The organism is Desulfovibrio faecalis (assembly GCF_053570625.1).
The window spans coordinates 1,824,339-1,839,893 of record NZ_JBRBQR010000001.1; the positions used below are offsets into that span (position 1 = coordinate 1,824,339).

General features: G+C 59.2%; 12 protein-coding genes and 1 pseudogene. 9 read left to right on the forward strand and 4 right to left on the reverse strand.

Going from position 1 to position 15,555, the window contains the following annotated elements:
- Nucleotides 1–45: 45 nt before the first annotated feature.
- A complete protein-coding gene (locus ACUZ79_RS08165) occupies nt 46–1,407 on the forward strand; it encodes a methyl-accepting chemotaxis protein (protein ID WP_449251279.1) in 1,362 nt (453 codons plus the stop codon).
- Between the two features lie 210 nt (nt 1,408–1,617).
- A complete protein-coding gene (locus ACUZ79_RS08170; RefSeq protein ID WP_449251280.1) occupies nt 1,618–1,881 on the forward strand; it encodes a hypothetical protein in 264 nt (87 codons plus the stop codon).
- Here ACUZ79_RS08170 and ACUZ79_RS08175 read toward each other — a convergent pair.
- From ACUZ79_RS08175 to lysA, 4 genes and pseudogenes are all read right to left on the reverse strand, one after another.
- Nucleotides 1,878–1,922: pseudogene (locus ACUZ79_RS08175) on the reverse strand (SEC-C metal-binding domain-containing protein); the annotation flags it as partial. The gene ACUZ79_RS08170 and the pseudogene ACUZ79_RS08175 sit on opposite strands and share 4 nt — an antisense overlap.
- A gap of 577 nt (nt 1,923–2,499) precedes the next feature.
- Nucleotides 2,500–3,393 carry a DUF2156 domain-containing protein gene (locus ACUZ79_RS08180; RefSeq protein ID WP_240826067.1) on the reverse strand — a complete coding sequence of 298 codons (894 nt, stop codon included), beginning with the start codon at nt 3,391–3,393 and terminating at the stop codon, nt 2,500–2,502.
- Nucleotides 3,394–3,480: 87 nt separating this feature from the next.
- Nucleotides 3,481–4,893, reverse strand: coding sequence for an MATE family efflux transporter (locus ACUZ79_RS08185; protein WP_449251281.1), 1,413 nt, complete (start codon nt 4,891–4,893; stop codon nt 3,481–3,483).
- A gap of 1 nt (nt 4,894) precedes the next feature.
- On the reverse strand, nt 4,895–6,163 hold the full coding sequence (gene lysA / locus ACUZ79_RS08190; RefSeq protein ID WP_449251282.1) for a diaminopimelate decarboxylase: 1,269 nt from the start codon (nt 6,161–6,163) through the stop codon (nt 4,895–4,897).
- Between the two features lie 411 nt (nt 6,164–6,574).
- Between lysA and ACUZ79_RS08195 the strand changes: the two genes are divergently transcribed.
- The 7 genes from ACUZ79_RS08195 to trpB all read left to right on the forward strand — a co-directional run bounded on the left by ACUZ79_RS08195 (nt 6,575) and on the right by trpB (nt 15,553).
- Nucleotides 6,575–6,997, forward strand: a complete 423-nt coding sequence (locus ACUZ79_RS08195; protein ID WP_298998664.1) for an FKBP-type peptidyl-prolyl cis-trans isomerase — start codon at nt 6,575–6,577, stop codon at nt 6,995–6,997.
- 348 nt (nt 6,998–7,345) lie between these two features.
- Nucleotides 7,346–9,538 (forward strand): glutamine synthetase III family protein, encoded by a 2,193-nt coding sequence (locus tag ACUZ79_RS08200; RefSeq protein ID WP_240826063.1) that lies wholly within the window; start codon nt 7,346–7,348, stop codon nt 9,536–9,538.
- 345 nt (nt 9,539–9,883) lie between these two features.
- Entirely contained in the window at nt 9,884–11,341 is a 1,458-nt protein-coding gene (locus tag ACUZ79_RS08205) for an anthranilate synthase component I family protein (protein WP_449251283.1), read from the forward strand.
- A complete protein-coding gene (gene trpD, locus ACUZ79_RS08210) occupies nt 11,322–12,914 on the forward strand; it encodes an anthranilate phosphoribosyltransferase (RefSeq protein WP_449251284.1) in 1,593 nt (530 codons plus the stop codon). The genes ACUZ79_RS08205 and trpD overlap by 20 nt, the downstream gene beginning before the upstream one ends.
- Complete coding sequence (locus ACUZ79_RS08215; RefSeq protein WP_449251285.1) at nt 12,904–13,737, forward strand: indole-3-glycerol-phosphate synthase; 834 nt, start codon at nt 12,904–12,906, stop codon at nt 13,735–13,737. Before trpD ends, ACUZ79_RS08215 begins: the two co-directional genes overlap by 11 nt.
- Nucleotides 13,731–14,363, forward strand: coding sequence for a phosphoribosylanthranilate isomerase (locus ACUZ79_RS08220; protein ID WP_449251286.1), 633 nt, complete (start codon nt 13,731–13,733; stop codon nt 14,361–14,363). The genes ACUZ79_RS08215 and ACUZ79_RS08220 overlap by 7 nt, the downstream gene beginning before the upstream one ends.
- On the forward strand, nt 14,360–15,553 hold the full coding sequence (gene trpB, locus ACUZ79_RS08225) for a tryptophan synthase subunit beta (protein WP_240826056.1): 1,194 nt from the start codon (nt 14,360–14,362) through the stop codon (nt 15,551–15,553). Before ACUZ79_RS08220 ends, trpB begins: the two co-directional genes overlap by 4 nt.
- Nucleotides 15,554–15,555 lie beyond the last annotated feature (2 nt).

Sequence of the window (15,555 nt, forward strand, 5' to 3'; positions counted from 1 at the left end):
ACGAAGAACCATTATTTTAAGCCAATAGCTCTGACCGCAGAGTGCATGTACTGCCATGGCGATCCAAAGGGTGCGCCTGACCCCATTGGCGGCATCAAGGAGGGCTGGAAGGAAGGCGAAATCCATGGGGCGTTTGAAATTATTTATTCTCTTGATCTTGCCGTTGAAAGAACCAAGAAAACTGCCGTTGCTATTGGAACAGAAACAGTTGTCATACTGATTTTAATTGTATGCGCGGTCTGGTTTATCATGCGCAACAGTCTTGTAAATCCTCTTTTGCGGCTTCAGACATTCGCCCGGCAAGTTTCTGAGGGGGAACTGGATACGCAGCCCAAGGGGTCCTTTAAGGCGGAACTGCAGGCTCTGGAGCGCTCTTTGACGGCCATGGTCTCACGCCTGAAAGATAAGATACTCTTTTCCGAGCAAAAAACAGCAGAAGCCGAAGAGTCTGAAGCCCGCGCACAGCAGCATGCCCAGGAGGCGTCCGAAGCCAGGGACGATGTCCTTAAATCGCGTGCTGCGGGCATGGTTGAAGCTGCCAATATGCTCGACGGTGTTGTCGGTTCCGTTACCTCGGCATCGCAGGAAATTTCAGCTCAGGTTGAGCAATCCAGCAATTTTGCATTAAGCCTCTCAAACAGCATGAATTCTGTTGCAGCTGCCATGGAGCAGATGAATACCTCTGTGCAGGAGGTATCAACCAATGCGGCGCAAGCTTCATCTTCTTCTGAACTGGTTAAAGTCAATGCGAATAAGGAGCTTGGCGAAGTTCGTAATATGGTTGAAGCCATCAAGTCCGTGCAAACCATTGCAGACGGATTGAAAACAGGAATGAGTGAGTTGGGGCAAAAGGCGGAAGACATTGGCAAAATTATGAATGTCATTAACGATATTGCAGACCAGACCAACCTGCTGGCCTTGAACGCAGCCATTGAAGCCGCCAGGGCCGGAGATGCCGGCAGAGGGTTTGCCGTTGTTGCGGACGAAGTGCGCAAACTCGCAGAAAAAACCATGCTGGCCGTAACGGAAGTGGGCGATGCCATCAAGGCCGTGCAGCAAGGCACGCGAAACAACGTCAGCGGGGTGGATGTTGCGGTTGAAGCAATTTCCAAAGTTAATGACATGGCCGAGGGAACAGGGGAAGCCATCAGCCAGATCACACTCCATGTGAACGAAATGGCCGACCAGATTCAGGCCATTGCCCGCGCTGTGGATGAACAGACGCACGCTTCTGCTGAAATAACGCAAGCCATCTCTGCGGCTGATCAGAACACGTCCGAGACTTCGGCTGCGCTTCAGGAGATATCAACGGCACTGATTGACCTTTCGCAGCAGAGCCAGGTTCTTGAGTCTCTTATTACCAAGCTGCGTAATGGCGCAAAGCAGATTACGGCAAAGTTTGATTAGCGGAGCGCAAGCAGCGCGGAAAAACGCGATAGCTACGGTTTTTTATTTGCATGGATAAGCTCGGGCGGGCAAAGCATATCGCCCCCAGCACGCCAATGGTTCGTAAACAACGATTGAGCGCGCTCCCGGGGGCAGTGCATTGCCCGCCTTTACTTTGCCTCAGGCATGCGGAATTGCGGAGTGCTGGCCTGTGCTATATACTGCCGTTCTATGATTATTCTTGGCGACAGAGACATCAAGACCCTCCTTCTGGATCTGGCGCAGCAGCGCGCGGTAGAAGACGTGCTTTCGCTGGCTGTTAAAAGCCTCGGCACCGCGCGCGATTCCGCGCTGGTGCGCATATGGCTTGTGGAGCCAGACACCGCCTGCAAGTCTTTCACAGCTATTCAAACCTTAACGAGCGGGAAGAAGACATCCCCTGCTGGTGATGGAAAAGCCTCAAGGTTGGGCGGTTGCACCACTGCGCATGGTTAGCGGTCATGACATCTCTTGAATTTTTTCCCACTACCACATGGGCGGGTTTCATTACGTCCTGTTTTTTTACCTTTTCAGAATTGACCCTTCCCCAACGTGTTGGTGAATTTCATCATTGGGGAGTGTACTTATGAATAAAAAGAGATACGGCTTGCCAGCGGGCTAAAAAATATTTTTCTTAGTGGAAGCGGAAGGCAATATTTTTTGCTGGGTTCTGGAGGGCACATTTGCGCATGCCGCGTATCAGATTAATATTGCAGATTAAAAAAATCACGGCAGGGTGTCGCAAGTAGATAAAGGTGGAGGAAAGGTCATTTTTGCCAACTGGTATCTCATGTTGACAGGAATACCAATTATGGCATGATTCAACCACCTCAACTGTTTTTTTCGTGCAATTCCCCGGCTTCTGTCGGGGTTTTGCATTTGTTTTGGTTGTCAGCAAAAGGACATTTTTCAACTGGCTGCGCGCCGGGAAAATAGCAATACACAGTAAGGCCGCACAAATAAAAAACCGCGCATACCGCCCTGATAAAGGACGGCTGCGCGGTTTTATGTCTTTCAGGCTCGAAGCGCGGTGAACAGAAGCTTGCCCCCACGCTGCGGCGCGGCTGCCAAACGTCAGCTCTTGCGGATGCGCACCTTGTACTTGCGCAGAAAGTCGGCAGGCAGGTAGGTCATCTTGGCCTGACGCAAGCCTTCTTCGTCCAGATCCTGAGCCCGGTTGATGTAGGTAAATCCTGCGCCAGCGTTGCGCGAGAACAGGCAGTTGATGGTCTGGTACACGCCCTTGAAGCCATTGAGGCCTTTTTCGTAATGCACGCCAAGGTTTGCGCCGTCCAGATTCTCGCCCACGCTGAAGGCCACCATCTTGCCGTCCACATAGAGCGAACCGCCCACAAGTCCGGTGAAACAGTTCCAGTGGCTGAGCACACGGTTGATGGCCTCGTTTTCGGCTCTGAGCGAAGGCGATTCCTCGCATTCGTGCCACTGGCACCAGTCGTCCTGCACGGCCAGCACGTCTTCAACCATGGCGTCGTCCAGCGTGTGGTAGTCCGGCTGGCCGTAGGTCTTCACATAGCTGTTGAGATGATTTTTCTTTTTATGAAAGCGGTTGCCCGGCAGTTCCGCCAGTTCTTCCTGTTTGTACAGGTATTCCCACTGGCCGCGATCTTCATCCGCATCCACAAGGCCGGGCAGTTCGCGCTGCCAGATTTCCAGCAGCTTTTCCGGCACGCGGGTGATGTTGTGGGCTTCGGGGTTGAAGCCGCAGGGCAGCAAATCCTTCCACGAAACCGCGTTCCAGTCCCCCACAGGGGCCCAGCACACGGCATAGGGCCGGGTCTGACGGATCCAGCAGAGGTTGTCCTCAAAGCACCATTCAAGCCCGTAGTAATCCTGCCAGCCCCACAGGTTTGCCAGGGTGTAGTCCAGTGAACGCTGAGGGGTGCGGCCCCACAGTTCGTAATACTGTTGGCGTCCGTCCAGACTGACAGGGATAAAGGTCTTGCTCACAATCGTCTCCTCGCGTCTCAATGCGCAGATGCAAACAGTGCGCGGGCGCATGCCAGGGTGCCGCCATTGCGGCCTCTCGGGCGGTATTTACGGGGTTTGCGGCTGACGGCAGCGGCTCATGGCAAAGCGCGTCCAGTCGCTGAAAAGCACCACATAAAGCATGATGCTGGTTTGCAGAATCTGGGATACGAGCATGGCCACAAATACGCCCGAGGCCGTGCCCCAGAGCATGTGACCAAGCAGCCAGCCCAAGGGCAGGCGCACCAGCCAGAAACTGCCGCCAAAAATCATGAGGTTGTACTTGGTGGCACCGGCTCCCGTCATCACGCCACCCATGACAGTGCTTGCGATGGAAAAGGGCGTGGAGAGCAGGTTATAGGTAAGGTAGCTCACAATTTGCGCTTGCGTGCCCGGCTCCTGCGAGAGCAGGTGGGCCACCTCCTGCCGGAAGGGCCAGAGCAGGGCGGCCATAAAGCTCATGGCCACAGCCGCAAGCGTCACCATATTGAGGGCCACGCGCCGGGCTTCGGCGGATTTGCCCGCGCCAAGGCTGTTTCCCACCAGCACGGCCACGCTCATGTTGAAGGCCATGCCCGGCAAAAACAGCAGGGCTTCCACCCGCAGACCGGCATTAAGACCGGCCAGCGCATTGACGCTGTCGGAGGGCAATGACGCCACCAGAACAAACAGCATCATGTAGCCGGACTGCCATACGATCTGGGCCGCGCCTGCGGGCAGGGCCACTTTGAGCAGGTAGGGCAGGCCAGCGCGGAGCCAGCGCAGGGAGGGCAGGGATTTGCGGTTCAGGTAGCCGGAATGCGCCAGCAGTACGCAGTTGCATACAGCGCCAAGATACTGCGCGCCCACGTTGGCCCAGATCAGGCCCATATAGCCCATGTTGGGCATGCCAAACCAGCCAAGCCCAAGGCCCAGGCAGGCCAGCAGGTTGAACAGGCATACGCCGGAGGCAACCCACAGGGGCGGCAAAACCTGGCGTGTGGCGCGGAACATGACCCCGGTTGAGGCGTACAGATACTGCGCGGGCAGGCCAAGCATACTGGCTGCCCACATTTCGCGGGTTTGCGGCATGATGCTTTCAGGCACCATGAGCACGCGCAGTATGCCGTCGCTGAAAAGGGCGGCTGCCAGGGCCACAAGAAGCCCAAGGCCCATGCAGCCGACAACAGTTGTGCCGATATAGCGCTGGGCGCGCATGACTTTAAGCGCGCCCAGCGACTGGCTCACAGCCGCCGTGGCGCCGCTTGAAACAGCCATGGCGACCACCATCAGCAGGATGCTGCACTGGTTCACCATGCCCAGCGCCGCCTGAACGTCCGCGCTGATCTGTCCGGCAACCCATACAGCCACAAAGCCCATGAAGAACATAAGGTACATCATGAGCATCTGGGGCCAGGTCAACCGCCAGACCGCGCGGGGGGAAGTGCTCAGGTCGGGCGCGGGCCGGGCCTGCTGCGCGGATGCGCCGCGTAATTGTGTCACATTAATCCATCAGGCAGCGCGCAAGATCCTCAAGGGTTTCGCGGCGGCGGATAAGTTTGGCAGTGCCGTCGCTTTGAATGAGAACTTCAGCAGGGCGACGACGCTGGTTGTAGTTGGAACCCATAGTAAATCCATAAGCTCCGGCGTCAAGTACCCCAAGCACATCTCCCTCGCACATAACGGGCAGTTCGCGTTCCTTGGCAAGAATATCGCCGCTTTCACAAATATTGCCCACAATGGTCTGCACCATGTTTTTGCGTGTCTGGGTGTCAGCCCCGTAGATTTCCACATCATGGAAAGAATCGTACATGGCGGGGCGCACAAGCACGTTAAAGCCCAGGTTGGTGCCCACGTAGCGCTTGTCGCCATTGTTTTTGACGGCAAACACGGTGCCCAGCAGCACGCAGCATTCGGCGGCGACATAGCGGCCCGGTTCCACGAGGAAGCGGCCCTTGTAGCCGGATTTTTCAGACCAGCCCGCAATGAGGGCGTGCAGGCGGCTGCCAAGGTCGGTCATGCTCAGGCGGGCCTGACCTTCGTACTTGTGGTAGGGAATGCCAAAGCCGCCGCCAAAGTCGATGACTTCAAGCTTTGCCAGCATGCTGGCGGGCAGGCGGTCGGCAAGATGCAGCAGCACTTCGGCGGCATCAAGGTAGCCGTCTGGTTCCATAAAGAGCGAGCCGATGTGCTGGTTGATGCCAGCCAGCGTGAGGTCGTGTTTTTCAAGCAGGGCAAAAACTTCGTCCAGCTTGTCGGGGGTGACGCCAAATTTGGTGTCCTTGCCCGCAGTGATGACCTTGGCATGGTGGCCCGCGCCAATGCCGGGGTTAAAACGCACCATGACCTTGCCGCCCTTGTTGATGCGGCCAAGGGTATCAAGCTGCGAAAGAGAATCCACACTGATAAGCAGCCCGCGCGAAACGGCGTTTTTCAGCTCGGCTTCGGAGTTGTTGTTGGAAATGTACAGAATTTCGTCAGGCGTAAAACCGGCCAGCTCGTCCATGTACAGTTCGCCGGGGCTCATGGCGTCCACCACCAGCCCTTCCTCGCGCACTATGCGCAGCAGGGCGGGGGTCGCATTGGCCTTGACAGAATAGTTCACGCCGAAACCGGGGTGTTTGGAAAGCCCCATAAGGTCGCGGCAACGCTGCCGCAGCACGTTCTCATTATATACATAGAGAGGGGTGCCGAAGGTTTCAGCCAGCTCGCGGGGGGTGTGGCGGCCATAAAAATTGCATTCGTCGGTGTACGTGGAGCGAATATCGGACATAAAATACCTCTGAGATACCTCTGAAAGATTGCGTGTGCCGCCCGAACAAGAGCGGGATTTTCCCGTTGAGAGTAATTGTTAATTATTAGTGTCGTATGGCACTCTGTCAAGCCTGCAAGCGGCTGTCGCGGCGGTGTGGCACCTGTGTCGCGTCAGGGCGGAATGCAACTGCGGCAGTTGTATTTTTACCGTAATGCCGCGCAAAAGATCAAAGCCCGCAAACCCGCGCTGGAAGGGGGATTGGAGGCATTTATGGCAACGTTACAGATTGACAGAAGCCCCCCGGCGTGTTTTGCTTGCACTTTATTATCGGGCGTTATTTTTTCGCGGGCGGGTTTCTGCCCTGGCAGCTTCTGCCGACAATGCGGCTCACTGCCGCAGACCGCCCACACACACTGCAATGGAGTAGTTATGCCTATTAAAAAAGGCGATACGGTGCGCGCGCATTACACGGGTACCCTTGACGATGGCACGGTGTTCGACTCTTCGCGTGAGCGCGAACCCCTGGAATTCGTGATGGGCAAAGGTATGCTGATCCCGGGTTTTGAATCCGCCGTTGACGGTCGCGAAGCGGGTGAAACCGTTACCGTGACCGTTGCGCCTGATGATGCCTACGGCGAGGCTGATCCCGAACTGGTGTTCACCGTTCCCCGCGCCCAGGTGCCCGACCATATTCCCCTGAACGTGGGCGTGCCCTTGCAGCTCTCCAACGAGCAGGGCCAGATGGACGTGACCATCACTGAAGTTGGCTCGGACGAGATCACCCTTGACGCCAACCACCCCCTCGCTGGCAAGACGCTGACGTTTGAAATCGAAATCGTGAGCGTGAACTAAAGCGGTTTCTGGTTCGCGCTTCCGGTTTTGCCGCTGCCTTTGCCTATACGTGCTGATTGATTCTGCATGGCTGGCTCTGTGTGGTGGCGGGCAGCTCCAGAGCGCGTTCCGTTAGTGTATACTGTTCCGGGCCTGGCCCCTCACGGTCAGGCCCGGAGATAATGGCTTTGGTGCGGGCGTCTGCACGGCGTCCGCGAGCCTCTGCACCAGCCCCCCTTGTCCGCGTGCGCCAGGGCAGCACGGGCGCGGGCGTTTTGCGGTTTGCATGCAGCGGCATAAATCCAACCGCCATACGCGGGAATATCGGCACCCCCAACACTGCGTCAGCCCTGAACGCGAGGTTCGTCCATGAGCAGCAAATCCGCCAGACAAAGCGCCATTGAGGCCATCACTACCTACAAACCCGAAGCGGCCCCCCTGAATTTCGTGGACACCAAACCCACCGATATTTTCGGGTGCAACGTGTTCAATGACCGCATCATGCGTGAACGCCTGCCCAAGAGCGTGTACAAGGCGCTGCGCAAAACCATTGAATTCGGCGAACGCATGGACCCCGCCATCGCCGATACCGTTGCCGCAGTCATGAAAGACTGGGCCATTGAAAAGGGTGCCACCCATTTTACCCACATTTTTTATCCCCTCACCGGGCAGACTGCCGAAAAACACGACAGCTTCCTGATGCCTGACGGCTCTGGCGGCGTGATCGCCGAATTTTCCGGCTCCATGCTTATTCGCGGTGAACCTGACGCTTCGTCCTTCCCTTCCGGCGGCCTGCGCTCCACCTTTGAAGCGCGCGGCTATACCGCATGGGATGTGACCAGCCCCGCCTACATCATGGAGAATCCCAACGGCACCTTCCTGTGCATCCCCACCATGTTCCTTTCTTGGACGGGTGTTGCCCTGGACAAAAAAACGCCCATGCTGCGTTCCGGCCAGGCCCTGAACCGCGAGGCGCACCGCGTGCTGGCGCTCTTTGGCGAAGATACTCCGTTGCCCATTGTTTCCTACGCCGGGCTTGAGCAGGAATATTTCTGCATTGACCACAACTTCAATTTTGCCCGCCCCGACCTCCAGATCGCCGGACGTTCCCTGTTTGGCGCTCGTCCGGCCAAGGGGCAGGAATTCAGCGACCAGTACTTTGGCGTTATCCCCCAGCGTGTGCTTTCGTACATGATGGAAGTGGAGCGCGAACTCTACAAGCTGGGCGTGCCCGTGCGCACCCGCCATAACGAAGTGGCCCCCAGCCAGTATGAAATCGCGCCCCTCTTTGAGGTGAGCAACCTCGCGGTTGACCACAACCACATCATCATGGCCAAGCTGCGCAACGTGGCAAAGCGCTACGGCCTCAAGTGCCTGCTGCACGAAAAGCCCTTTGCGGGCGTGAACGGCTCGGGCAAACACCTGAACTATTCCATCGGCAATGCGGAGCTGGGTACCCTGTTTGATCCCGGCGAAACCCCGCATGCCAACGCCAAGTTCCTGGTGTTCTGCGCCGCCATGATCCGCGCCGTGCACAAGTTTGGCGGTCTGCTGCGCGCAACCGTCGCCAGCGCCAGCAACGACCACCGTCTGGGCGCCAACGAGGCCCCGCCAGCCATCATGTCCATCTTCCTCGGCGATCAGCTGACGGAAGTGTTTGAAGCCTTCCGCGCCGGACGCGTTGAAAACGCCGCCGGTGGCCGCACGGGCCGCGCCCTTAATCTGGGCGTGGATACGCTGCCGCCGCTGCCCGCCGATCCCGGCGACCGCAACCGCACAAGCCCCGTGGCCTTTACCGGCAACAGGTTCGAGTTCCGCGCGCTTGGCTCCAGCCAGTCTGCGGCGGGTTCCATCACCGCGCTCAACACCATGATGGCTGATTCGCTGGGCTTTGCAGCCGACTGGCTTGAAAAGGAACTGGCCCAGGGCAAGACCTTCAATCAGGCTCTGGAATCCTTTATCAGCCATGTCATCGACGAGCACAGCGCCGTTATTTTCAACGGCGACGGCTACTCCGAAGTGTGGCACAAGGAAGCCGAGCGCCGTGGCCTGCCCAACCTGCGCACCACCCCCGAGGCTCTGGCCGAACTGACCAAGCCGGAAGTAGTCAGCCTGTATGAAAAGGCTGGCGTACTCAACAAGGCCGAGCTCAAGGCACGGCAGGAAATCTACCTTGAGCAGTACTGCAAGACCGTGCGTACCGAGGCCAATCTGGTTATCCGCATGGCCAATACCATCATTTACCCTGCGGGCATGCGCTATCAGGGTGAACTGGCGGCAGCGGCGGCCAACATGCGCGCCATCGGCAAGGATCCCAAAACTGTGACCCTGGCCGAAATCACTTCGAATCTGCGCCTCATGCAGGATGCCTGCGGCCAGCTTGAAGAAGTGCTGGCCAAGGCGGACAGCCTGGGCTATGGCTTTGAAGCCGCCCTCAGCTACCGCGAGTATGTGCTGCCCCGCATGCTTGAAGTGCGCCGCTACGCGGACATGCTTGAAGTGCGCGTGGCTGACGACCTGTGGGCGCTGCCCAATTATCAGGAAATTTTGTTCGGCAAGTAGGCCTGTACGGCAGGGGAGGGCAAAGCCGCTCCGGGCGCGCCCTCCCGCTTGCCATAGCTGATGCTGTAACGGAAATTTACTGAAAAACCGCTCTGTCTTGTTGACAGCCTGCGGCTGTATGCGTAGAGTAACTTGAAACATAAGGAACTAGGCATTTATATGAACGTTTTCTCCAACACCATTTCTAACAGCTTTAAAGGCTGGTGGTGGCGCATCCAACTGCGTGGGGGAGACGTGCGGGCTTAATAGTTCCGGTACGTTGGCATTGTCGTAAGTAGACGCCGTCTCCCCAAGGGAGGCGGCGTTTTTTGTTTTTCAGGCACAAAAACCCAAAGGATGCGCCAGATGAAAGATAACGGTGATGCGCAGCATATGCTGACGCTGCAACAAACCGCCCGCTGGTTGCCAGCGGATATGGACACGCCCATCAGCCTGTTCATGGGCATGGTCGGTGCCGGTAACGGCATCTTGCTTGAAAGCGCCGAGGTGGATGGTCGCTGGGGCCGTTACAGCATTCTGGCCTGCGATGCGGCTTTGTTCATCTCCTGCTGCGATGGCAAGCTTGCGCTGGACATCCGCAACGACAGCTTAACGCCCCTGGCGCGCTTTGAGGGCAAACCCTTTGTGGACGGTCTGCGGGCGCTCATGGCTGCGCTGACCATTGAAGGCCCGGTCAACATCACAAACCTGCCGCCTATTACCCGCGCTCTTTACGGGTATCTTGGTTTTGGCATGGCGGGTCTGTTCAATCCCAAACTGGCCCCGGTCATGCCGCAGAACGAGGCCGACTGCCTGCTCATGCTGCCGTCAACCGTGCTTGTGTTCGACCATCTGTATAACCGGCTCTGTCAGGTGAGCCTGGGCGAACACCGCGCACTGCAAAGCTCGCGCGAATCGCTGGAGGCCCGCGCCACAGGGCAGGCCGGGGCAGTGCGCATCAATCCCGACAATGTCTGCGCCGAACCCGGCGAGGAAGGTTACAAGGATTACGTACGCCGCATCAAGGAGATGCTGCGTCAGGGCGAGGCCATTCAGGTGGTGCCTTCCGTGCGGTTTTCCACACCTTTTGAGGGCAACCCCTTTGAACTGTACCGCCGCATGCGCCGGTTCAACGCTTCGCCCTACATGTTCTACATGCGCTTTCCCGAGCTGACGCTTTTCGGTTCTTCGCCCGAGGTCATGGTGCGTTGCACGGCGGGGCATTTGCAGCTTTCGCCCATTGCAGGCACGCGCAAACGCGGTGCGGACGACCTTGAAGACGCCGCCCTTGCCGCCGAACTGCGTGACGATCCCAAGGAACGCGCCGAGCATGTCATGCTGGTTGACCTTGGTCGTAACGACCTTGGCCGCGTGGCCCAGCCCGGCTCGGTGAATCTGGAACGCTACATGGAAGTTGAACGTTACTCCCACGTCATGCACCTCACCAGCCGGGTCAGCGCCCGGCTTGAGGAAGGGCTGGACGCTCTGGACGTGCTGGCGGCCACCTTCCCGGCGGGTACGGTTTCGGGCGCGCCCAAGGTGCGGGCCATGGAAATCATCCGCGAGGTGGAAGGCCGCGCGCGCGGCCCCTACGCGGGCTGCATCGGCTGGCTTGGTCTGGACAAGGACAGCGTGAATCTCGATACGGGCATCACCATCCGCAGCATGTGGATGCGTGACGGCAAGCTCTTCTGGCAGGCGGGCGGAGGCATCGTGCATGACTCCGATCCCGATCTGGAATGGAAGGAAGTGTGCAACAAATCAGCCATCATGCGCCTGGCCCTGCGTGCGGAGGACGAAGAATATGTTTCTGCTCATCGATAATTACGACTCCTTTACCTACAATCTTGTGCAGGCTTTTTATGCCTTGGGCCACAAGCCCGTGGTGCTGCGCAACGATGATCCCGCCGTGCTGGACATGGCGGTGAATCCCGAACTTTCCATGGTCTGCATTTCTCCCGGGCCGGGGCATCCCGCCGATGCGGGATTGTGCCCGGAGTTCCTCAAACGCCTCAGCCCGCGCATTCCCGTACTGGGCGTGTGTCTTGGACATCAGCTTTTGGGCTTGCATGCCGGGGCCAAGGTTGAAGTCGGCCCGTGCATTATGCACGGCAAACAGTCTGAAATCGTGCACGACGGCACTGGCATGTTTTTGGGCCTGCCCAACCCCATGCGCGTGGGCCGCTATCACTCCCTTGTTGTGCGCGCCGATGAAGACGCGGAAAATCCCCGTTTTACGGTCACTGCCCGCGCTCCAGAGGGCGAAGTTATGGCCCTGCGCTACAATGACCGCCCGTGGGTTGGCGTGCAGTTCCACCCCGAATCCGTGCTTACGCCGGACGGCCTGCGTCTGCTGGGCAACTTCCCGCAGAGCATCCTTGGCACTGGCGCGGAAACCTCCGACTTCTCCGGTATTCTGGAGCGTCTGGCCCGCAGGGAAGACCTCTCCGCCGAAATGGCGGCGGCGGGTTTTGCGGCCCTCATGGACGGCAAGATGACCCCGGCGCAGGCGGGCGGCTTTCTCATGGGGCTGCGCATGAAGGGCGAGAGCGCCCTTGAACTGGCCCACGCCACGCGCGCTGCACTGGCCCGCGCCGTGCGCGTGGACGGCATTTCGGGAACAACCATCGATGTTGTGGGCACCGGCGGCGACGGGCGTCATTCCTTCAACTGCTCCACGGCCTCTTCTCTGACGCTGGCAGGCATGGGCTACAGGGTGGTCAAGCATGGCAACCGGGCGGTTTCGTCCAAGTGCGGCAGCGCGGATGCTCTGGAAGCCCTCGGCATCACGCTGGAAAAAGATCCCGCCTCCGTGGCGGAGATGGTCAATAAGCGCAACTTCGCCTTTATCTTTGCCCCGTACTTCCATCCTTCCTTTGCCAATATCGGCCCTGTGCGCAAGGAAATGGGAGTGCGTACCCTGTTTAACATTCTTGGCCCCATGATCAACCCGGCGCGGCCCAGCCATTTGCTTATGGGCGTGGCGCGGCCCGAGCTGGTGGAGCTGGTGGCCGAAACCCTCATGCAGTCGCCCCTGCATCGCGCCGCCGTGGTCTGCGGTTCGGGCAACTACGATGAAGTTACGCCCATCGGCCCCACCAAGATGGCCCTGCTGCACAATGGCAAGGTGACGCCCATGATGCTTGACCCCCAGGAATTCGGCATAGCCTCCTGCACTGTGGAAGACCTGGCCGTGAGCGGCAAGGAAGAATCCGTGGCCGTGCTCAAAGATATTCTCGACGGGCATGGACCGCGCGCCATGATGGACATGGTGGTGCTCAACGTGGGGCTTGCAATCTATCTGTTGGAAGAAAAGATGGACATGGCCCTGTGCATGGCCCGCGCCCGCGAGGCCGTGAGCGCCGGTGTGGGCAGGAAGGTGCTCAATGCTGCTTGAGCGCTTTCGCAAGGCCAAGGAGGCTGAGGTCGAGGCCCTGCGAGCGCTGGAAGCTCAGGGCGCTCTGCCAGCGGTGTATGAAGGGCAGCGGCCAGATTTTGCAGCGGCCTTGACCCTCCGCGCGCCCGGCTGCCCCCTGGCTGTGGTGGCGGAGTACAAGCGGGCCTCGCCCTCGCGCGGCGTGATCTGCGAGAATCTGGATGTGGAAGATGTGGCGCGCCAGTATGCCGCCGCTGGGGCCAGCGCCGTGTCGGTGCTGACGGAAGAAACTTTCTTTCGCGGGCGGCTGGAATATCTGGCCCGCGCCGCCGACCCGGCGCTCTACACTGGGCCGCGTGCGCCCCTGCTGCGTAAGGATTTTATTTTTGATCCTTTGCAGGTGCGGGCCACGGCAGCCACGCCAGCCTCGGCCCTGCTGCTCATCGTGCGGCTGACGCCGGACGCAGCGACCCTGCGGGCCCTGCGTGAACAGGCGGAAGGCTACGGCATTCAGGCTGTGGTGGAAATATTTGATGCGGAAGACCTGCGCCTTGCCCGTGAGAGCGGAGCGCGCATCATACAGGTCAACGCCCGTGATCTGGAAAGTCTGGGGGTGGACCGCGATGCCTGCCTGCAACTGATACAGGCCTGCCCGCCAGCCAGTGGCGAACTGTGGATTGCAGCCAGCGGCATGAGCAGCGCGGAGCATCTGCTGGCTGCGGCATCTGCGGGGTATCACGCGGCCCTTGTGGGTAGCGCCCTGATGGAAGGCGGCACTCCGGGCGAGGCCTTGGCGGCCCTGCTGGGAGCCACGGCCAAAACTGAGGGAGATTGCACATGCTGATCAAGTTCTGCGGCCTCACACGGCAAGAGGATGTTGACCATGCGGCCAGCCTTGGTGCTGCCATGTGCGGTTTTATCTTTCACCCCCGCAGCCCGCGCGGCGTGACCGTTGCGCAGGCTGCTGCCCTGGACAGTGGCTCCATGCTGCGGGTGGGCGTTTTTGTGAATCAGGGTTCGGACGAAATCCGGCGCATCATGGACGAAGCCCGGCTTGATTATGCACAACTGCACGGTCACCAGAGTGTGGAATGCGCCCGCGCCATCGGCGCGGAGCGCGTCATTCGGGTGCTCTGGCCTGATCGTTACACCCACCGTGCTTTGTTGTATAATGATTTACAACGCAATGCCGAAGCCTGCGCCTATTACCTGCTTGACGCGGGCTTGAAAGGTGGCGGCAGCGGGCACAAGCTGGATTGGTCGGATCTGGCCAGCCTGCGCCCGGCGCATCCCTGGCTGCTTGCCGGGGGATTGAGCGCAGCCAATGTGGCAAAGGCCGTAGGCATGTGCGCGCCTGCCGGGGTGGATTTCAATTCCGGCGTGGAAGACGCGCCGGGGTGTAAAAACAGGGAAAAAATGGCGGCTGCATTTATGGCCGCAAACTCCAAAGGCAATGGGTATTCGCTATGAAAGACAGTTACTTTGGTGAGTTCGGCGGCTGCTTTGTTCCCGAACTGCTTATGCCGCCCCTTATGGAAGTGGAAGCGGCCATGCGCGACATTTATCCCACCGAAAAGTTTCAGGCAGAGCTGAAAGACCTGCTGTTCAATTATGCCGGACGCGAAACGCCACTGACCTATTGCCCCACGCTTTCGGGCGAGCTGGGTTTTGGCCTGTGGCTCAAGCGCGAGGACCTGCTCCACACGGGCGCGCACAAGGTCAACAACACCCTTGGGCAGGCCCTGCTTGCCAAGTATATGGGCAAAACAGCCCTGGTGGCGGAAACCGGCGCGGGCCAGCACGGCGTTGCCACGGCGGCGGCCGCCGCCCGTCTGGGCATGGAATGCACCATATATATGGGAGCGGAAGACGTTGTGCGGCAGGCCCCCAACGTCATGCGCATGAAGCTGCTGGGCGCTACCGTACATGCGGTGGAAAGCGGCACCCGTACCCTCAAGGACGCCATCAACGAGGCCTTGCGCGCCTGGATCGGCAGCCAGAAAACAACCCACTACTGCTTTGGCACCGCTGCCGGACCGCACCCCTTCCCCAAGCTGGTGCGCATGCTGCAAAGCGTCATTGGTCGCGAAACCCGCGCCCAGATGCTGGAAAGAACCGGGCGGCTGCCTGATGCCGTGGTGGCCTGCGTGGGCGGCGGCTCCAACGCCATAGGCATGTTCCATCCCTTTGTGGATGACGCCAGCGTGCGCATCATCGGCGTGGAGGCGGCAGGTACGGGCGAGACGGGCTGCTTCAATTCCGCCCCGCTGAATCTTGGCACCCCCGGCGTGCTGCACGGCGCGTACAGCATGCTGCTGCAAAACGAAGACGGTCAGGTTGAACCCTCGCACTCCATTTCTGCCGGGCTGGACTATCCCGGTGTGGGGCCGGAACATTCGTGGCTGCAAAAAATCGGGCGCGTCCATTACGGCATGGTCAAGGACGCCAACGCGCTCAACGCCTTCCAACGCCTGTGCCGCGCAGAGGGCATCCTGCCCGCGCTTGAATCTTCGCACGCACTCGCCTGGGTGCTCGACCACCCGCAGGAATTCAAGAAGGGCGATCAGGTGGTGGTGAACCTGTCTGGTCGCGGCGACAAGGATCTGGGCATTGTCAACAAGGCGCTGGGCTTTGCGGCGCAGGGCCAGGAAGAGGTGTAGTC